At 31.7% G+C, this 19,767-nt stretch carries 23 protein-coding genes; 2 read left to right on the forward strand and 21 right to left on the reverse strand.

The features are described from left to right. Positions 1 to 56 precede the first annotated feature (56 nt). The 15 genes from EQ921_RS01340 to EQ921_RS01410 form a co-directional block, all read right to left on the reverse strand. Positions 57 to 2,024 (reverse strand): hypothetical protein, encoded by a 1,968-nt coding sequence (locus EQ921_RS01340; RefSeq protein ID WP_128330276.1) that lies wholly within the window; start codon positions 2,022 to 2,024, stop codon positions 57 to 59. After that, complete coding sequence (locus EQ921_RS01345; RefSeq protein ID WP_128330277.1) at positions 1,967 to 2,788, reverse strand: hypothetical protein; 822 nt, start codon at positions 2,786 to 2,788, stop codon at positions 1,967 to 1,969. Before EQ921_RS01345 ends, EQ921_RS01340 begins: the two co-directional genes overlap by 58 nt. Before the next feature lie 11 nt (positions 2,789 to 2,799). Continuing rightward, a complete protein-coding gene (locus tag EQ921_RS01350; protein ID WP_164875557.1) occupies positions 2,800 to 4,380 on the reverse strand; it encodes a DUF2235 domain-containing protein in 1,581 nt (526 codons plus the stop codon). 5 nt (positions 4,381 to 4,385) lie between these two features. After that, positions 4,386 to 5,468, reverse strand: a complete 1,083-nt coding sequence (locus tag EQ921_RS01355) for a DUF2931 family protein (protein ID WP_164875558.1) — start codon at positions 5,466 to 5,468, stop codon at positions 4,386 to 4,388. An 83-nt stretch (positions 5,469 to 5,551) separates the two neighbouring features. Continuing rightward, positions 5,552 to 6,589, reverse strand: coding sequence for a DUF2931 family protein (locus EQ921_RS01360; protein WP_164875559.1), 1,038 nt, complete (start codon positions 6,587 to 6,589; stop codon positions 5,552 to 5,554). A gap of 1,087 nt (positions 6,590 to 7,676) precedes the next feature. Further along, positions 7,677 to 8,135, reverse strand: coding sequence for a hypothetical protein (locus tag EQ921_RS01365; protein WP_128330281.1), 459 nt, complete (start codon positions 8,133 to 8,135; stop codon positions 7,677 to 7,679). 5 nt (positions 8,136 to 8,140) lie between these two features. Next, positions 8,141 to 9,034, reverse strand: a complete 894-nt coding sequence (locus EQ921_RS01370) for an RHS repeat domain-containing protein (protein ID WP_128330282.1) — start codon at positions 9,032 to 9,034, stop codon at positions 8,141 to 8,143. Between the two features lie 3 nt (positions 9,035 to 9,037). Continuing rightward, positions 9,038 to 9,553: a hypothetical protein gene (locus tag EQ921_RS01375; RefSeq protein WP_128330283.1), complete on the reverse strand. Its 516-nt coding sequence runs from the start codon at positions 9,551 to 9,553 to the stop codon at positions 9,038 to 9,040. Next, the gene (locus tag EQ921_RS01380; protein WP_128330284.1) at positions 9,531 to 9,722 is read right to left on the reverse strand and encodes a hypothetical protein; all 192 of its coding nucleotides are present in this window, start codon (positions 9,720 to 9,722) and stop codon (positions 9,531 to 9,533) included. Before EQ921_RS01380 ends, EQ921_RS01375 begins: the two co-directional genes overlap by 23 nt. A 179-nt stretch (positions 9,723 to 9,901) precedes the next feature. Further along, entirely contained in the window at positions 9,902 to 10,417 is a 516-nt protein-coding gene (locus EQ921_RS01385) for a hypothetical protein (RefSeq protein ID WP_128330285.1), read from the reverse strand. A 113-nt stretch (positions 10,418 to 10,530) separates the two neighbouring features. Next, a complete protein-coding gene (locus EQ921_RS01390; RefSeq protein WP_128330286.1) occupies positions 10,531 to 11,040 on the reverse strand; it encodes a hypothetical protein in 510 nt (169 codons plus the stop codon). A gap of 84 nt (positions 11,041 to 11,124) precedes the next feature. Continuing rightward, entirely contained in the window at positions 11,125 to 11,721 is a 597-nt protein-coding gene (locus EQ921_RS01395) for a hypothetical protein (protein ID WP_128330287.1), read from the reverse strand. A 305-nt stretch (positions 11,722 to 12,026) separates the two neighbouring features. Beyond that, positions 12,027 to 12,212, reverse strand: a complete 186-nt coding sequence (locus EQ921_RS14865; protein ID WP_255424410.1) for an RHS repeat domain-containing protein — start codon at positions 12,210 to 12,212, stop codon at positions 12,027 to 12,029. Positions 12,213 to 12,222: 10 nt separating this feature from the next. Continuing rightward, positions 12,223 to 12,513, reverse strand: a complete 291-nt coding sequence (locus tag EQ921_RS01405; RefSeq protein WP_128330288.1) for a hypothetical protein — start codon at positions 12,511 to 12,513, stop codon at positions 12,223 to 12,225. A gap of 52 nt (positions 12,514 to 12,565) precedes the next feature. Beyond that, on the reverse strand, positions 12,566 to 12,799 hold the full coding sequence (locus EQ921_RS01410) for a CHC2 zinc finger domain-containing protein (RefSeq protein ID WP_255424422.1): 234 nt from the start codon (positions 12,797 to 12,799) through the stop codon (positions 12,566 to 12,568). A 213-nt stretch (positions 12,800 to 13,012) separates the two neighbouring features. On the opposite strand from EQ921_RS01410, the gene EQ921_RS01415 reads away from it, so the two are divergent. Together EQ921_RS01415 and EQ921_RS01420 are read left to right on the forward strand one after the other, a co-directional pair. Beyond that, positions 13,013 to 13,117, forward strand: coding sequence for a helix-turn-helix transcriptional regulator (locus tag EQ921_RS01415; RefSeq protein WP_128330289.1), 105 nt, complete (start codon positions 13,013 to 13,015; stop codon positions 13,115 to 13,117). Between the two features lie 12 nt (positions 13,118 to 13,129). Next, positions 13,130 to 13,348, forward strand: a complete 219-nt coding sequence (locus tag EQ921_RS01420; protein ID WP_128330290.1) for an XRE family transcriptional regulator — start codon at positions 13,130 to 13,132, stop codon at positions 13,346 to 13,348. Positions 13,349 to 13,485: 137 nt separating this feature from the next. On the opposite strand, the gene EQ921_RS01425 is transcribed toward EQ921_RS01420, so the two are convergent. The 6 genes from EQ921_RS01425 to EQ921_RS01450 form a co-directional block, all read right to left on the reverse strand. Further along, on the reverse strand, positions 13,486 to 13,893 hold the full coding sequence (locus EQ921_RS01425) for a hypothetical protein (protein WP_128330291.1): 408 nt from the start codon (positions 13,891 to 13,893) through the stop codon (positions 13,486 to 13,488). 5 nt (positions 13,894 to 13,898) lie between these two features. After that, positions 13,899 to 14,822, reverse strand: a complete 924-nt coding sequence (locus EQ921_RS01430) for an RHS repeat-associated core domain-containing protein (RefSeq protein WP_305000472.1) — start codon at positions 14,820 to 14,822, stop codon at positions 13,899 to 13,901. Positions 14,823 to 15,787: 965 nt separating this feature from the next. Beyond that, positions 15,788 to 16,069, reverse strand: coding sequence for a hypothetical protein (locus EQ921_RS01435; protein ID WP_128330293.1), 282 nt, complete (start codon positions 16,067 to 16,069; stop codon positions 15,788 to 15,790). A 95-nt stretch (positions 16,070 to 16,164) separates the two neighbouring features. Next, complete coding sequence (locus EQ921_RS01440) at positions 16,165 to 16,389, reverse strand: hypothetical protein (RefSeq protein WP_128330294.1); 225 nt, start codon at positions 16,387 to 16,389, stop codon at positions 16,165 to 16,167. 588 nt (positions 16,390 to 16,977) lie between these two features. After that, positions 16,978 to 17,964: an RHS repeat-associated core domain-containing protein gene (locus tag EQ921_RS14990; RefSeq protein WP_128330295.1), complete on the reverse strand. Its 987-nt coding sequence runs from the start codon at positions 17,962 to 17,964 to the stop codon at positions 16,978 to 16,980. 11 nt (positions 17,965 to 17,975) lie between these two features. Then, entirely contained in the window at positions 17,976 to 19,262 is a 1,287-nt protein-coding gene (locus EQ921_RS01450) for a T9SS C-terminal target domain-containing protein (RefSeq protein WP_128330296.1), read from the reverse strand. Between the last annotated feature and the right edge of the window lie 505 nt (positions 19,263 to 19,767).

A 19,767-nucleotide genomic window follows, 5' to 3' on the forward strand; every position in this document is an offset into this window, starting at 1 on the left:
TTTTTGAAGCCTATACTCAGAGGTTTCTTTTTTGACATAGAACATGGAAAATTGGTTTAGTCTTTTTCTGTAAAATAATTACATACGATAGAACCGTTTTCTACCTTATCACCAATAGCATACACGGTAAATTTACCCGAGAATCCCGAATATTTTGAATGATTTTTATCTGTTTCGAGATACACACAGGATGCCCAGTGAAAAGATGCGGGTTTTTTACATCCAAAAATTATACAATTTCTAGCGTTCTCTTCCTCATAGGAGCGGTATTTTAGAGTTCCGTTTAGTATCCATACTGCTTCTAAGTAGCATTTATCTTTTACGTTAAGCCTATACATACTGCATTTTTCCCCATCGGCCATTCCCAACATATAAATTTCTTCTTTTTCATCAATAAGGAGGTTAAGGTTCTGAAATTCACCTACTTTTTCAAATCGAGCCTTTTTGATTACTTCTGTCTTTGTACTGTTGATTTCATATATATCCACAGACTGGTTATCCCCCCGAACGGCTACCGTCCATTTATGATCGTGATAAACAATACCTACAGCTGAAGCTAAGTCACTATCAGAAGGATTTGTTTCTTTAAATTTCAATTCTGTTTGCTGATCTTTGTACTTATAAATGCTCATATGAGGAATAGATGACGGATATTCTTCAGTACCATATTTTTCGTCTCGTATTATTCGTAAATTTTTAATTTCTGTATTTGAATTTGTATCAAAAAAGCAAACTACAGAATTTCCTTTTACATAAGCTCCTAAATATGCATATTCCTCTAATCCTATGGCAAGTATTCCATTTGATGATTGAAGCCCTCCCGGATGTTTATACTTGTGAATATACTTTTCGTTAAATATTAAATCTCCTAAATGATCATCTTTACCGTTTATTATATAGGTATATGCGGGAACCCATCCTGTACTTCCCGATATATAAAATTTTTGCTTATCTCTGTACATACCTTGGTGATGATGTACAGGAGCAAAATCAAAGAAATTACTTGTGCCAGGAGCTTTTATAATATTATTGAATGCTGTTATCTGTGGATTATTGTTATCTACCCGATAAAAAGCAGCAATGATATGGTCTTTTATTTTTACTGATTTCGGGTTGCTTTCTATGGAAGGTTCGTCAGAAAGAAATGCCTGAAAAATAAGGGTCTTGTTATGCCATTCTTCCGGCACGGGAAAATAAATAGTTGAGCCGGTTAGATTACGTGGATATCCTATAATTTCTATTCTATCCGTAAGATTTACAAATTCTGTTTCTTCACCAGAGAAATCTTTCTTAATACCGACTTTCCATTGAATGGCTTCGCTTTTATCTTCTTCGCAATTTACATATTCTGCTTTACATTCTATTTCATGACAGACCGTTGGATGAATTTCTCTTGCGATTTCTGTATAGCGGTTATCCCATCCGGTGATAGAAGTGATCAGAAGTGTTCCCCAAACGAGTATTTCCGGTTCATTGATTTGTCCGGAGGTTATAAACTCTATGTTTCCGCTTTCCGGTGTGGTAACTCCGGGAATTGAACCTACTCCGGGAAGCTTGGATTTTTTTATAAGAACTTCATTTCCCTGAACTTTGGTGGAGCCGAAGTCTTTCCAGTCTTCTAATGCGGATAATACGAAACCATCGTAAAAGATAAAATTAGCGGGTTGTTTCTCTACTAGGGTTCCGGTTAGTTTTTCCTGTGTAGTGGGAACGTCTGCCAATACTTTGAATATGCCTTGATGTGCATTAAATTTTATTAGGGCACCGTCTATAACTACAAGATCTTCTTCCCGTAGTTGTTCTTCTTTTGAATCTTCCTCCCTTGCAGGTTTTATAATTCGTTTTGCATTTTTTTCTTCGCGGGAGCGGGCTTCTCCTGTAATTTTTTGTTCGGGAGTAGCTAGTTGGCCAATGACGGGAACATCTTTGGTAGCCTTTTCGTAAGCTTCTCTTTTGGAAATTTTATCTAAGGTTTTTGAATAGTCTTTTTTTCCTCCGTTGAATATTGTGTCAAGCCAGTCCATAATAGCGTGTGTTTTCTGAAATGATTGTTATAATGTGTTTCTATTCCGGCATCAATAAGCCGGTTTCCTTCGTAAATGAATGTACCTTCATATTTTTTTAAAAGGTCTTTCTGTTGTGGTTTGGCGGGGTCTATTGCCTGTCCTTTAACTGAAAAATATATTTCATTTTGTTGCTGCTGGGTGTTCTGCTTTTTCCAGAGTTCCTCAATACGGGTACTTAGAAGGAATTCGGGAGCCACGGTTTTTTTATTTTCTGTGAAGGCCGCAAGGTTTCCAAAAACAGTTCCGTTAAAAAATAAGCCTAACATGACGTAATCTGAGAGAAAGTTGATAATTTTCTGTTTGTCTTCTAACAGTTGATCTATAGAGTTAAAATAATTTTGTACAGAATCTCCCTGATTGATTTTTTCGAGTTCCCTGCGCATTTCTTTCCATCGTTTTTGAATGGTGGAAAGATTATTTAATTTTTTTATTTCTCCCTCTGCACTCACAGAAATCCGTACATCATCGAAAAGCCGGAATTTGGTTTTCTCCAGGCTGTATATGGGGGCACTGGCTGAACGGTCTTCTACTTTTAGGCAGAAAACCTGAAAACGATACCCTTCTTCTTCTCTTCCGGTAAATATTATACCGATGTCTCTTACCCATACTTTATCCTTCGGACTTTTGAGTGTGACATTGTTTCGTATGGTGCTCTTTATACGGTATTCATGCATCTGACCGAAACCGGAAAAGGGGATAGTTATCGAAATGGGTTCCTGCATATTCCGGTGATTTAAAATTGTTGTCGTTTTCTGTCCGAGTTAGGATCCATTCCTACTCCTTCACGTTTGGCTGACCAGTGCAGGTATTCATTCCTCAAAGTTCGTAAAAGTTGCTGAGGGTTGATGCCGTCTATAATAATCTCTTCTAAATCTGCTCCGTTATAAATCGGTTCTTCTGGAACTGTTTCCGGTGAAGGTTCAACGGTTGCTTGTTCTGATATCTTTTCCAGCGTTTGTTTTATTCCTGCTTCAAGATCCGAAAATAATTTCCGGAGTTTTAGCTCCTCATCGCTAATGAATTCCCATTTTTTTCCTCCTTTGTTAAACACATAAGGCTCCAGGTAGGCTTTAGCATTAACCAGTGTTGAATTATTGTGTATGGGATATTCTGTCTCTAATGATTTAATAAGCAGGGAAGGAGCTTCTGCCAGAAGAGTCTCAGTAAAGTACGTTCCCATAAAATGAAGGGGGATATAACTGTACTCTTTTTGTAGCTCGCGGGTTCCTTGTAAAGCCCAATAAAAAAATCCTCCGGTATATTCCAGCTGTTGGTCTTTATACCAGTATTCGGAGATAAGCTTTTTCCTGAAGGGTTCTAACTTGCTTTTAAGCGACCAGGATGTTTCTAGTTCCTCCACAATTTCCGTTTCTGTGTTGTAACTACCTCCGATGTCGCTATGTACTCCGGGGAATTCTTTGGTTATTCCTATGTGCATAGGGGTGAGCGAAAAGTTTTCCCGATGCTCATCCATGGCGGTAAAATGAACCGCTTTGCGGGGAGCTCCCAGTTCATTCAGGTGCAGTTTTTTAATATATTTTTTAAAGTCAGGTATTAAGTTATAAGGATCATAAGATGCTACAGTATCATATACTCCCAGAAAACGGACCCTTATCTCCATTGCCTCAATCAATTCCCGGTCTAAGCCGGCCTTAAGCAGGGCAATTCCCAGATCTCCTCCAGGGGGAAGCTTACCATCTTTTAACCAGGATTTATCAATAGGTATACCGTTATAGTCTATAGGATAACTCTGATTATATTCTCCATAGATAGAATAAATTTCGGGAGTATAGGCTTTTTTCTGTAAGTTATGAGCAAAATTGCGGGCTGCTGCCGCTCCCCGGCTAAAGCCAAAGATATCGACAATTATAGAAATATATTTTGCTTTATCGTTATTTTCTTTCTTTTCTTTAATTTTTTTAGCTAGCTTCTCACAGCCGGACTTCACTTTGGCCAGTACACCGGTTTCTCCTCTTCCCCAGGCAAAGCCGGCTGTACTGTCTCCTTTTTCATCTGTGGTGCCGATTCCTTCGGTGTAAATTGTGTATGATTCTTTACAGCATAAGGATTTTCTTGCCACGTTGGAGAAATCATTAGCAAAGCTATTGTCTTCCTTACTTTTTTTTTGGTAAATTTTTTGTTCTTCTTTGGTAGCTGCCTGATTTTTATATTCTTCTATTTTGTGTACTTTTTTACGTATTTCGGTATTTCTTCTGTTGTTCAGGGTTCCGTCAAAAAACATTCCGTAGCTGATTTGCAGTGTGCCTGCAAGAGATTTAGCTTCGCCGGTATTATAAACAAATGTTTTCCCCATAATCATTAATATTTTGAAGTGTCAAATATTTCTATTACAGAATCTTTAATCCATATTTCTTTTCCATTTCCGCTTAGTAGTATAGAGGCATCATCCTGTGCGTTATTTACCCGAATAATTAATTCGGCTTTTCCTTCCGGATGTTCCCTAAAAACCTCTTCAAAAGCGGAAAAAATTTCTTTTTCGTTAAACGCAATCTCACCTACATACAATATATTATTATTCAACCAGCTAATTTTTAATTCTTTAGGGATCGGTGGTTTTTTTAAATTATTCCATTTCAATTCAGATGGTATATCAACATATTTGTTTATTTCGGATTGTCCAAATAAAATTTCTCTTTCCCCATTATAATAATAAAAAATTATTTTTTTGGATATACCATTATCAGGTAATTTAAAACTAGCTTTCCAATTATATTTTTTTCTGTAGGAATCCCAAAGTCCGAAAGGAATGGGTTGGGTTTTGTTTTCTTCCTGTATCTCTTTAGGTACGATTCCGGGATTTTTTAGGATGTTTTTCCGGTATTCGGGGTCAAAGATATTTTTAATTGGATAATCTAACTGATCGATCTGATCTTGGGGGATGGTCGCTTTTTTTCCCTGGTAACTACCTATTTCAATTTGCCTTCCTACTCCAGCCAACCATACCACTACAGTGCCTCCGGGAGCAAAGCCAACAATTATCCGGTTATATTTTTCCTTAAAAGGTTCTGGACGTGAAGCACTGGAAGAGGGAGTATAATATCCTTGTTTAAATAATTTAACCATCTTTTCGTAGTCAATGTCCGTATCTACTTCATAGAAGCAATCTTCGGCATAGGAAAGCCAAATTACATGCAGATGGTTGGGGACGGTTTTTTTACCGTCACTCATACTTCTTCCTTCACTTCCCCAACCTTCAATACCTGAATGTGTACCTAAATACAGGCTGGTAAATCCTCCGTCAACTGATTGTAATCCTCCCCGATATACATCTACCGGATATCCGGGGGGACAAGAAATAGTTTCCCCCCATTCAAATTTTTCATTCATTTGGTTGTTGTTTTGGCATGAAAGAGTAAGAGTTATAAATACTCCTAACTTCATGATGTATTTTTTTATATGTAGCATAATTCTTATTTATAAAATATTTGAGAAACTATAAACAAAAGTCTTTCCCATATTAGTAGTTAAATTTTGTTTTCTTTAATCCAGACTTCTTTTCCATTTCCGCTTAGTATTATAGAGGCATCATGCTGTGCGTTATTTACCCGAATGATTAATTCGGCTTTTCCCTCCGGATGTTCCCTAAAAACCTCTTCAAAAGCAGAGAAAATCTCCTTCTCATTGAATTCTATAGCACAAACATATCGCTGATTATTTGGATCTAACCAAGTAAACTTAATATTGCTTGGAGTAGCTCTACTAATTAAAAAATTCCACTCTAGCTTTTTGTCAATATCAAATTTAATAGTATGGCTTTCACCAAAAAGAATTTCCATTTCTCCATTATAGAAAAAATAAGTTATTTCTCTTGTTTTTCCATTATCAGGTAATTTAAAACTAGCTTTCCAATTATATTTTTTTCTGTAGGAATCCCAAAGTCCGAAAGGAATGGGTTGGGTTTTGTTTTCTTCCTGTATCACCTTAGGTACAATTCCGGAATTTTTTAGGATGTTTTTCCGGTATTCGGGGTCAAAGATATTTTTAATTGGATAATCTAACTGATCGATCTGATCTTGGGGGATGGTTGCTTTTTTTTCCTGGTACCTACCTATTTCAATTTGCCTTCCTACTCCAGCCAACCATACCACTACGGTGCCTCCGGGAGCAAAGCCAACAATTATCCGGTTATATTTTTTCTTAAAAGGTTCTGGACGTGAAACACTGGAAGAGGGAGTATAATATCCTTGTTTAAATAATTTAACCATCTTTTCGTAGTCAATGTCCGTATCTACTTCATAAAAGCAATCTTCGGCATAAGAAAGCCAAATTACATGCAGATGGTTGGTGACGGTTTTTTTACTGTCACTCATTCCATCATTAGCATCTCCCCAATATCCTGTAGTAGTTCCACTATATAAACTAGTAAGCCCTCCGTCAGTTGATTGTAATCCTCCCCGATATACATCTACCGGATAGTCTATGGGGCAGGAAGTAGCTTCTCCCCATTCAAATTTTTCATATTTTGAATGAGTAGTGCAGGAAAGGTTGAGGTTTAGAATCATTACCATAAACTAACAATGTGTTTTTTTATTGCGTTTATTTGTATACAATAATAACGAGGTGTAGTAGGTAACTTTCGGACAATAAAAACATTAACTTCATTTTTTGTTATGAAATTGATGTTATTGGAGGTGTGTACACTACTATTTTCAGTTACTTCCATTAGGTAGACATTTTCTTTCTGTTTATGCTGATAGGTGCATAAGTCCGAAGGTTGTTTCTGTAATAGATTTCAATAAAACCTTGGTAAAGAAATGATTTGCTTTTTTTCAGAGGGAATAAGATTCAAAAGAACCCTCGGCTTTTTTGTTTTCATCATGTATAAAATATAAAAATTAATAATAAACTATAAATAACGAAGATAAGGAATATTTTTAATTTATACACAAATATCTTTATGTTTTTACATATATGGAATAGAAAAAAATGAAATTATTGTATTCTTGTTTTTGTTGTGTATAGAGTATCTTATTATAATAAAACGAAAAAAGAAGTAAGGAATAATTTATGCGAATATTTCAGTTATTCTTTTAGTGAATGGTTAAATGATTTCTAAATTTTAGTATTCATAGGATAGTAAAGGTACAATAAACTGCCTATTGCTTCTTTGGAAAGAAAGAATTTTAAAATTGTAAAAAACGATTTATAAGCAACTCGTTTTTTTATCTAATTATTGAAAAGTCCTGAGGCTTTTCTACTCTGTAGGATCTGTTATCAGCGACCTGACTAATTTTTAATCCAAATATTTTTTACTAAGGCAACACAAAAAAAGTCTTCCAATGAAAACCTTAACATTAATGAATTCATAGTTACTTTAAAAAAACTTAAATCTATTCAAGATTAAGAAAACCTAGGCTTCATCCTCAAATCCTTCTGTAAAATTACGCAAAATGTCCTGCTGGAATAAATCTTATTCCCTAACTACACCAAACACGATAAATGGAATCTTTATAATATCCTCCAACTCCTTCGCTCCCTTATTCCTAAAGATGAACTGGAATTGTTGGATTTATTTAATAAAGTGGAGTAAAGCAGAAAGAGATAACAAGATTTATCTGTAATTCAAAGTGTTATTATTTGAGAGTTTTTTTATTGATTTGCATTTTTAAAGCCCTCATCTGGGTAGGTAATTTGCCATTTTCGGTGTTCTAATTCCTTTAAACTATATTCTTTATAATCATATTCTTTTTTATTGTATAAACTATCTAATAAATCATATCTATTTAGTGAAATATTCTTACTATAATAAACTTGATTTAAGGAATCTATACTTTTTTTAGAGATTAAAATTACTTTTATAAAACTCTCATTAGTTGAATTTTTAGTAAGATTTTCCCAATGACGATTTAAAAGCCCTATAACTTTTTTTTCTTCTTCGTTAACCTCTATTAATGAACAAAATTCTCCTAGATTGTCTTCTTTATTTTTAAAATATTTTACATTTACCATGAATTTGTATGTTGTATTATTTTGAATAGATAATTTATCATCTATAAAATCACAACTTAATAAACAAAAAATAACAATAAAATAATAATAAAACTTCATTTTTTCTAATTTTTATATATTGATTTATTACCTGTCCATGCTCTACCCAATATATCTGCTCTTTTTTCTGACGGAGAATCATGATGCTTAATTTTAGGATTTAAAGTAGACCTAGTAGCACTAATAAAGCTAGGAACAGCTATTGTCTTTACATACTCTGATTTTTTATACTTAAAATTATATTTATAATCTAAATAATGACCGTATTCATGATCTAAAGTATTAGCTCCTTCCATATTAGGATTGGTTATAATAATATTACCCGCCGTTAATGCTCCATTCATATATGGAGAAGAAAATATCCCAACTCCTGGATACTTTACCGCATAGCCTGGACGATCTGTTATCTCTTCAAGATTTCCTTTAGCTTGTAAAAAACCTAATGTGTGCACAGCTATTGAGTTTATTGTATGTTTTGGGTTAAATTCATCGGGTTGTTTCGAGCCTGACAAATTAAATATAATTTCATAATTATCTACAGGTTCTTTAAATTCATCAGCAGAATAAGTCCTCTTACAATAAGAATATCCATCTTCAATAGTATAATGTTCATATGCGCTTTTATTTTCATTCCAAAAATATTTACCGGTATCATCTTGAAAATATGATAATCCTTTTACAGGAGCCTCACTTGATTTCTCTCCCATCATTTCGGTTTGGTTAGCTATATAGGGATTATCACTCCATAAAGGGCGCATTCCGTCCAGATTTATAAAGTAGATAGAATTATTAAACGCATAATTATAAGGCAAATGTCTTCTCATTTTTTTGGCTAATGGGTATAAGTCAAACCAACGACCTATAGTCGGGTCGTAGTTACGCGCTCCGTAGTCATAGACATTGAGTCCAAGCTCTTCCTGTAGTTCCTTTCCGTTGTATTTATTAAAGTTAGCGAACAAAAGTTATTTATAAGTTTCTGCATCATTTTTACATTCTTTTTCTAAGAAATTTAAGATCTTATTCCTATCGGAATAGAATATCTTCTTTTTGTATAAAAGATGTAAGCTTACAGGATCGTAATTAATAACATGATAGGGATTGATATAAAATTCCGAAATATCATAATCAAACTTTGGGAAATAATTATCAAAGATTTTCTTTGTTTCATCATCAGCATTTTTACTAATAGAATAAACAACGATATATTCCTTATATTGATACCACAAAAAAATATTTTTTTGTGGATCCAAGTATGAAATATTATGGGCTGTAAATTCAAAAATTAAATTATTTTCACATTTAAATTTAGGTGAAATTTCAATATATTTAATTTTATCTGTGTTATATTTAATCAATTCGTTAAGAGTATTTTGCACTAAATCTTTATTATTGAGGAAGGATTCCGTTCCACAGCCTACCAAAAGATAGAGTGTGCAAATTAAAAGTATTATTTTACTACTTCCTATATTTTCCTTCATATGCTTGAGTTATTGTTTTACTATTATAAATAATTGTCGTATTATGAGCTGGAGCATAAATAAATAATGTTGCATTAGGTACCAGCGATGCTGCACCACTATCACCTATTCTCTGATTTAATCCCATTTCAAACTTATAATTATTTTCTTTTGTTGGAAATTTAAACATAGCAAAACCTCTTGGATTTAATTGTACAAAAAAATTACAATTTTAGGCATTTTTCCCGGATGAGTATATACGTTACAACTTACTCTGTTTTATGAATAAATACATCTAACATGTTGGGGATAACTTTTAGTATTCATGATAATATTGTTATATTATACGAGCCAATTAAATATGCATACTTATTTAATACAATCCTTATCTATATATCTTTGTATCATGCCTGTATCTCCATAAAATGTGTTATTTAAATACAATAAAGCATTACCTATTACTAATGATTGAAATCGATTGTTATATCCCTCTTTGGGTATTTGATTAATATTAAAATTAGACTTTTCAAAATAAGGGTCAAAAAAATTTAGTATATTTTTATCCTTTTCTTTTTCGTCTATCGTATATATAATTAATTTATCCTTATAATTATATACTTTATACTGTTTGGCTGATGGGTATCTTAAAATACGCATACTAATCATGAAAATCAAATAATCATTACACTGTTTTTCAAGAGATATATCTAAATATTCAAAATACTTTGTTTCATTTTTTGAAAAATAGTTATTTATATACTTGTCAATCACAGAATATATTTCTGATTTATCATTAATTTTAGCTCTTTCCTGAGCTTGACACGGGATAAATAGTATTGATAGTAATAAATAAATAATAATTCTATTTCTTGTGTTTTCCTTCATTAACATCTAATATTGTTTTACTATTATAAATAATTGTTGTTTTGTAAACAAATTAGTAATCTTTTAGACTACTCATACCTATAATGTTTTTTCAACTAGAATGAATACTTTGTTTAGTCAAATTTACAATCCTGATCCATAAAATTTTGTATTATTTCTTCATTTTTATAAAACATTGAATCTTTATACAATAAAGCTATTGTATTTACTATAGACTGATATCGAAATCCTTTAGTCTCACTCCATTCTTCTTTAGGAAATCCAGATAGATCACAATTACACTTTATAAGGTAAGTATCGAAAAAGTTTTTCATTTGATTTTTCTCATTTGATACAAAAATTATAATTTTATTTTTATATTTATAAGTATGGTAATTATCTGTGTTTATTAAATTAATCATATATCTAATGGAAACTCCATATAATACATCTTTATGACACTTTTTGAATTCTTTAATTTCAATATAAAAGTCATTTGGCGAATTATCAGACGATTCAATAACATTATCTAATACGCTGTATAACTCTGCGCTTTTATAGTTTGAAATTACGCCACACGAGTTTACGGTGGGGAATAAGATAAGAATAATTATAATAATTTTATTTTTTATATTTACCCTCATATGCTTTTATTGTTTCTTCGTTATCAATGTGAATAGTTTTATTTTTAGCTAAGTAAACAAAATTAGAACTATTAAGCATTAGATTTACTGATCAGTAATATTTTTTATCCTATTATAAATAATATTTCTAATCTCTCTACTAACAACAATAGAATCTACATTATTTAAAGACTGATAAAAATTCTGTTGATCTTTCTGATCATGCCTAATCCATCTATAATTATACTGATAATTAGTTCTAAATGCCTTTTCAACTATCCAAATATCACTATCATTGGTTATCTCATTACCAATTTGAATGTGTAAACAATCATTAATATTATTTTTTATAAGATCAAATTTATCATTTGAAATAATATAACAAGTATCAAGTATGCCTAATATTTTTAAATCTATCTTTAAAGAATGATTATAATTCTGAATCTTTATTATTTCAGAATACAAATTATTGCTTAGCTTGGAAATCCTATAAATTTCGTTTTCTGTCATGGCTTCATACAATGAAGATTCCCTAAAATCATCTTTTAAAATTTTTGAAAATACTGCATTAAATAAGCTATCTTCTATATTGCCATTACTTATTGGAAAGTAACTTTTTGGAATTTTTTGCTCTTCTACTTTTTTATTTTTTAAACAGGAAATAAAAAATAAGAAAAAGAATATTAAAATCTTTTTTTTCATCCTAATTTTTGATATACATTGTCACTCTTTATCGGGATTTTATCTCTGTTCTACCAAATATGTAACAATTTGAAGCCTTTTCATTTCTCATTAATTAGGAACAACTCGACTAGTAGGTACTTCCTTCATTAGATCTTTTTCCCAATAATCTCCCTTTACTAACTATTCCTTGAAATAATATCACCATTCTCTGCTATTAATCTATCGCTTTATAATTTGTTACAGTTGTCAATGCTCATACTATGCTGATCTATAAAGTTGATATGGCTATTAGATAGGTGATTATAAGGTAAATGTTTTTTTATTTACTCCTTGAGTGGGTCAATAGTAAACCAACGACCTATAGTCGGGTCGTAGTTACGCGCTCCGTAGTCATAGACATTGAGCCCAAGCTCGTCCTGTAGTTCCTTTCCGTTGTATTTGTAATTGCTTAGATAAAATTTTGGGGTGCTTTGCTTTGGTTTATGTTCCAGTAAAAAACAACCAGGCATAGGCTTATTTTTAGTTATCTACACAAGTTTTTATAATAATCATAGAGAAATAATTATTTTTAATAAAACCAATATCATTATTCCAAACATTTTGTAATCCTTCTAAATTAATTTCTTTTTCATCGGTAATCTTCCTTTTGATAATTCTCGTTTCATAAGAAGAAAATTCTGCTATTTTGGAAAGTGCTATAAGCTCGTACATTATCCATTTCTCTTTAAGTAAAGAAATATTCTGTGCGTAATATTGAGAGGTATATGTACCTCCTTTATAATCAATTACAATTGTATATAAATTTCCCATTAGTTACTGCCTTTTGCTCTTTGAGAATGATTTTCACCTGTTTCATCGGCCTTCATTTTCCAATGATTTCTTTTGCTTTTCTGATAGCTTGAGCTTTGCTTACACTTTCTTTGTAGTTGATAAAATCAATTACATCTATGCTTTTTCCATGCGTTTTGCAGTTGGAACTATAACAGTAAGCGGATTGTGTTTTGTAATATACCTGCATGCTAGGGGTTTTATCTTGATGAAACTGACAATTCAAACGGTTTTGTTTATCCGTTTTCAACCCATAGTAATAAAGCACATTTGGCAGAGTCAATTGAGATTTGATTCCTTATATAGTCATAACCTGTGTTTTTACTGACTAAACTTTTTGTTTTTAAATTTTTTGGTAAAATAGTTCTCAAATCTAAAACTTATTACCGGACTATGTAATACTTTATTTGTTTTTTCTTTATTATATTTGCTTTTATTGATTAAAAACGGGTAGTATCGTTCTCTTTTAATTATTTTTATTATGAAGTCTATCAGTCAAAATATTATGTTGTTGCGTAAGAAAAGTAACCTCTCCCAAACTGAACTGGCTAAAAAAGTGGGATGTTCCAGGGAAATTATCTCCTAATATGAGAAGGATATGGTGGTACCTTCGGTGGATATTGCTAATAAGATTGCGGATGTATTTGGTGTGTCCCTAGACTATTTAGTGGGCAACTCGGAGTTGATTCTTGATAAAGAACTTGTAAGTAAAATCGCGCAGATTCAACAACTCCCCAACGAACAGCTAAACATCGTTAACGCCCTGCTCGATGCTTTCCTACGCGACTTCAAAACCAAAAAAAATTATTCGGTGTAAATACGCTTCCTTTTTTAATAATATAACTCCCTTATACCCCCAGCTATTAATATTAAACAAATAAACTACCTATCTACAAAACCCCGACAACTTGTAAAGTCGCCGGGGGTATTTGTTTTATTAATAATGTATCTTATTTACTCATATACAGCTATATAAGTAACATCCTTTATCGCCCCTGGGTATAACCCTAAATGTCCACGAGAAGAAGTAGTAAAAAAACCTTTTATTATTACCTTTTTTTTGTTTATTCTTTTAAATATATCATTGAATCCCCTATCTGGATACCACACCCATATATCACTAACATCATTAATATTCATTCTTATTTGAGGTTGTAAAACACTATATTCATAATCCATATTTATAAATCCATCTGTTACAATCAACCACTTACCATTATATTCGTTATAATTTTTTTTTAATTCTTTTATACTAACTTCCTCATAAAGATGACTAGTTTTTGTATCAAAAAGAACTACCATATTTTTCTTACTACAAGAAATAAAAACTAAAAAGCTAAATACAATTAATAAATACTTCATTACTTCTAATTTTTTATTTTTATCTTAGAGGGTATATTTGGAATAATTCCAACTCTTGGAGGAATTGCTATATTATCACATCCTTTACACTTACCCTCTGGTATAATAAATTTAGTCCCTTTTTTAAATGGAAGGGTATAATTCTTTAAATAATAATCTTTACTTTTAGCTCTAATAGAATTTCCGGTATAATTTTTTCTTAAAGGTTTTCCAAAACTAGATCTTAAATAATTTTCGAAATGTGTAGCTTCTGACTCCAGTTCATGTCTAGAGCCTGTCAATCCTTGCTGACTGATAAGATGATCCCATGCATGATATAATTCATGTCCTAAAGTAATTTCAGGTGTAGTCTGTACTCCATCTATCAATCCTTTAATTTCACGATCAAAACCTACTTCGTTTGTCTCAGAATTATGCCAAGATTTATTTGGATCATTATCTACTTGTTTTATTGTTGTTTCTGTATTTACATTAATCAAATCATTAACAAGTTCTTTTCCTTTTGACGTTGATGATATTTTATCTAAATCTTTTATAGTTCCAGAAACAAATTCATCATTTATTTCTCCATCATAATTCTTCCACTTACCATTAACTTTAGTTTGAACTTTTCCACTTCCTACATACCTGTAACTTGTGTCTTTTCTCCTTATTATTATATCATCAGCCCTTTCCGGTCCCATCCCTGTAGGATCAATAAGATTAACCGGATTACTAAATACATATTCATACGGACTTCTTCCCGGAAACATTTCCGCCAGCGGATCGGTAGTAAACCAACGCCCAATAGCCGGGTCGTAGTTACGCGCTCCGTAGTCATAGACATTGAGCCCAAGCTCTTCCTGTAGTTCTTTTCCGTTGTATTTATATGTGTATGACGGCTGTTCACTTTGAGAGAGTTTTTCTCTTTGTAAGATTGGCTTCTTCATTTTAGTATTCATAGCTTTGTAGAAATATTAAATTTAATAATTAATTGTCAATGTTTTACTAGATGCTTTCCTGCGTGCCTATAAAACTAAAAAGGTATACTCCTATAAATTGATTATTTAATATAAAAAAGTCCACAATTAGTATCTAGCGTTTTGTGGAAGAGCAAAAGCGAGGCATTTATTCTTCTGTATATGAATTAGATTAAAACAAAGGAAGAATATAAAAATAATATACATAAATCAACAAAGGAAGACTAAGCACAATATCTAAATATTTTTTTTCTAAACTTTTATTATTTTTTAATAAAATATAGATAGAAACACATCCCCCTATTATATTTAATGGAAATAAAACAAATACATAGACTATTTTTACTGATGATAAATATGTATTTGGAGCAATAAATATCTTAACATAAAATAAAAATATAATGTTTATACAAAAAATTCCAAATGTAAAAATTGATTTTATATTTATTTTCTTCATATAATTTCTTTATAATTATATATTTTCTTGCATGCAAAAAATTATAAAAATTTTACTATTCATTTATGCAGTTATTTTATGATATAAAAATATATGCAAAATATAATTATGGGTATATTTAAAAAAATATTTAACCAGTTAATCTTTTTTAAAATAAAGGTGCTCTTATATATTTCTCGTATTGAGAGATATAATCCTAGTAAAGATAATGGGAAAATAATTAGACTTATCAATGCGTGAAAAATCCCTCTGGGATTTATAATTTGCATTACATTAATTAGATAATATTTAAAAATACATATAATAAATATTAAAAAGGCTATATAGGATATTTTCATAATGTTATTCCTTTATATTTAAATCCATTTGTAACAGCTCTTTGATCGGCAACTGAGTCAGAACCATCAAATCTCATTATGCTACTTATTTCAGCGCCTCCAAGAACTTTTATTATTTTATAATTAACTAATTGAAAAGCTTAACCTGTCATAAAGTTTCCAGCATCATATACACTATATAATGTATTACTATTTTGAAATTTAATAAAACCACCAAAACCATCTTTTGGAAAAGTACCTTGCGCTTTGGGATAGTTACCTCCTTTTCGTGTTATTCCTGCTAAATCATCTGCAAAGTCAAAATTCGCATGACCTAAAAAATAGGCATATCCAAAATAAGCTGGAATATTTTTCCATTTGATGTAATTATCAACTTTTGATTTTATTTTACCAATTCCTACACTATTAAACATATTAGACATTTCTTTATTACTCAGGGGAATGAATAACCTTACTCTATCTTCTTGTTCATCTCCATAATTTATTTCATAATCAGATTTTGTAAGGGCATATTCTGCTATTGCGTTAAAAGTTGTTCTTGATCAAACGCATTATCATTGAAATCAAGTCTATTTCCATTATGATCTAAAACTATATGTTCTCCTTCTTGAATTTCTATTTGTGATACATACCCATTTTCATCTAAACGAATAATACGATCATCTATAGACATCATCCCGTCGGGATCAATAAACCGAATAGGATTATTAAACGCATAATTATACGGCGAGTGTCTTCTCATTTTTTGGCTAATGTGTCTAAGTTAAACCAACGACCTATATCCGGGTCGTAGTTACGCGCTCCGTAATCGTAGATATTCAGGTTAAATTTCTTCTATAATATATATTTTCAAGGATAATGAAATCCTTTGTATGTAGTTATGAAATTATAAATCTAACACTCCTCTTTGTTCCAGAATTAAAGAATTTGTATTAGTAATTTTATAAATACTTCCAAAAGCTTTTCCATCGTAACCAGAAATATAATCTTCTTCTATATCATGATAACTTAAACAATTAACTTTTATAAAATCTAATATTCTATCGTTTTTTTTTAGTTACAAATATATTTTTTGATTCATATTGAATATAACCTAAATATGGGTGTTTTAATATTGTCTTATCAGGTAATCCTATTATAAATAAATTATTTTTATTATTTGTAAATATATAAAAATATTTAGATGCTTTTGGGTAGTTTTCTTCATTATATTTTATGGTGTTTTTTATTTCTTTTTCTAAGAATTTATTAGAGATGCAAGGTATTTTTCTATTTATATTTTCACAGGATAGAAAAAAAATAAAAAAAAGAAGAGAGATTTTTGATATTTTCATTTGCCCATTTTTTCTAAGTTGATATGTCCTTTAATTTTAGTAGTTGAAAATGTTTTAGTTTTTGAATATCCATTATATTCATGTAAACTTCGAGTTGGTTCATGAATGACATAAAATTTAGGGTAATTAGTTTTTCCGGTATCTTTATAATATTGATTTGATATATTTTTTGCTACATCAAAATCGTCATAAAAATCTTCACTTATGGAGGGTTTATTTGTTTCTTCATGGTTATGTATAGTAAATGATAAATTCTTCAATTTAAATTGACTTAATCCATACCTTTTTTCGTTAAATAGAGAATTTACTTTTCCTTCCTTTTTATCAGTATGTATACTATACTGTATACCATTAGAGGTTTCCCAACCAGACAAATTCCATTCTACATTCGTATTATCAATTAAAAAATCATATAATTTAGCCATTTCGTTGGCATCTTTTGATATGGCGTGATTTTGATCATTTCTAAGAGTAGCTTTTTTCTCAGCTAATTCAAATAAAATAGATTGATCATTAATCACTAAATGATTTTGTTCATATGCTTTTATATCACTTTCTACAAAGAGTCTGTCAAATTTATCATTAGTTTCTTTGATTAATTCTATTTTACCATCTTTTTTTAATATATAATCATTATCAATGCTCATCCCATCCGGATCAATGAAGAATATAGGGTTGTTTACCGCATAAGTATACGGTGAGTATCTACGATATTGCTCCGCGAGTGGGTCTAAGTTAAACCATCTTCCCAGTGCCGGGTCGTAGTTACGAGCTCCATAGTCATAGACATTGAGCCCAAGCTCTTCCTGTAGTTCCTTTCCGTTGTATTTATATACGTACGATGGCTGTTCACTTTGAGAGTTGTAACCGGTATGTTTTAAGCCGAACGGATAGTAATGGTTTTCCTCTTTATTTTTTAAAATTCCGTTTTCCTGCGCAAAAGAAAGTCGTACATTGCCCAGATGGTAGGTATAGTTATACACATATTGTTTTTTTATATACTCAAAATAAACTTCACTGTGGGGGAAGAATTGGAGGTGCCCTCCAAAAGCAGGCTTCCGTTACGGGTTTCCGCAGCACAGGATAACAAATCCGTCCGATCTCCTCCAATATTCTTTTTCCATAAAATTTCTCCGGAAGCAGAAATTTTTACAGTCATATAATCACTTTGCATAATTCCGTTAGTATCCACAGACAATGAACTGCAGGCAATCAAAAAATCACCCGGTTCGGTTTCCATAATTTTCGAGGGAATATCTACAGCACCCATATCTACCGACTGCTGCCAAACCGGATTTCCGGACGGATCAGTTTTAATCAGCCAGATATCAGAACCTTCCCCCAGGCTCGCAGATTTAGTTCCTTCAGGAGGAGAATCAGAGCTTCCGGCCAGTAAAAATCCGCCATCCCGGGTAACGATCATATCTGCCAGTTCATCATTTCCTTTACCTCCATAGCTTTTTTCCCAAACTACCGTTCCCTGGTTATCCAGGCGGACCAGCCAATAGTCGTTTTCTCCGTAGGAATTTTCAGATTTATCGAAACCGGCAGGAGAGTTGGAATATCCCGCAGCTATATATCCCCCGGGAATTTCCCGGATACTTTTCAACAATTCGTAATTTTCTCCACCCAGTGTTTTCTGCCAGAGAATAGTTCCCTTACTATCCAGCTTGATAATCCAGAAATCCATGGAGCCCCTCGATGGCTCCTTCTTTTCCGAAGAAGCAGGGGAATCAGAAGAACCTCCGAGAATATAGCCCAGATCAGAAGTTTGTCTTATGGATAGGAGCTGGTCGGAACCGGCCCCACCCAGTGTTTTTTGCCATTGTATTTCTCCCCTGGCATCCAGCTTTACAATCCAGTAATCATTCAGTCCTCTGCAGGAATCCGTTTTATCCCCGGAGATTCCCGAAAAAGAACTTCCTCCCAGAATATAGCCTCCGTCCTGAGTAAGCCCTATACTGTACAGATAATCCGCCTGGTTTCCTCCCAACGATTTTTGCCATTCCTGATGTCCTTGTTCATTAAGTTTCCATAGGAAATAATCCAGGCTGCCCTGAGTAGTATGCTGTAAATCTCCGGATTTAACCGAAACCGAACTTCCGGCGAGGATGCTTCCATTATCCGGAGTAGGTAGCGCATCAAAAAGATATTCCCCCTGTTTTCCTCCGATACTTTTCTGCCAGGAAATATCCTGAGAGTAAAGGGGAAGTGAAGAAAAATAAAACATCAAAAATAAAGGCACCAGATGCCTGAGTTGATCAGTGTATAAATATTTCATAAAGTTAGTTTTCAGCAAATGAAGTAACAAAGATAAAGGTTTATTCGAATAAATAAAATAAAATATGAGATAAAAAACGGAATTGTATTGTTGTTGTAATAATTTAAACGTTTAATTTATTTAATTAATTGTCAGGTTCATTCTAGTGTATAGTATTGCTGCTCTTAACGTAATTGGATGAATGTGAAATGACTGGAATTTGTTTAATAATAAACAGTAATTATGTTTAATTTAAATTAAATTTTTTGTAAAATGTAAATTCAAAATATTATTTTATATAAAGAGATTAATTAAATTTTTTAATAATTTTTGTTTAATTTAAATAAGATATTTTGTTTAATTAAAATAGTAAAAAAGTGTTTATGTTTATTAAGTTTTTCATGATGTTTTTTTACCTAGAAATATAATTGATTTTTTAATTTTATTAGTTGTTTAATCAATTAAATAAATCTTTTTTAAAATATTTATGTAAATATTACTATGGGCGTGTAAAAAGTTATGAATC

The organism is Apibacter sp. HY039, assembly GCF_004023655.1.
Lineage (GTDB): Bacteria > Bacteroidota > Bacteroidia > Flavobacteriales > Weeksellaceae > Apibacter > Apibacter raozihei.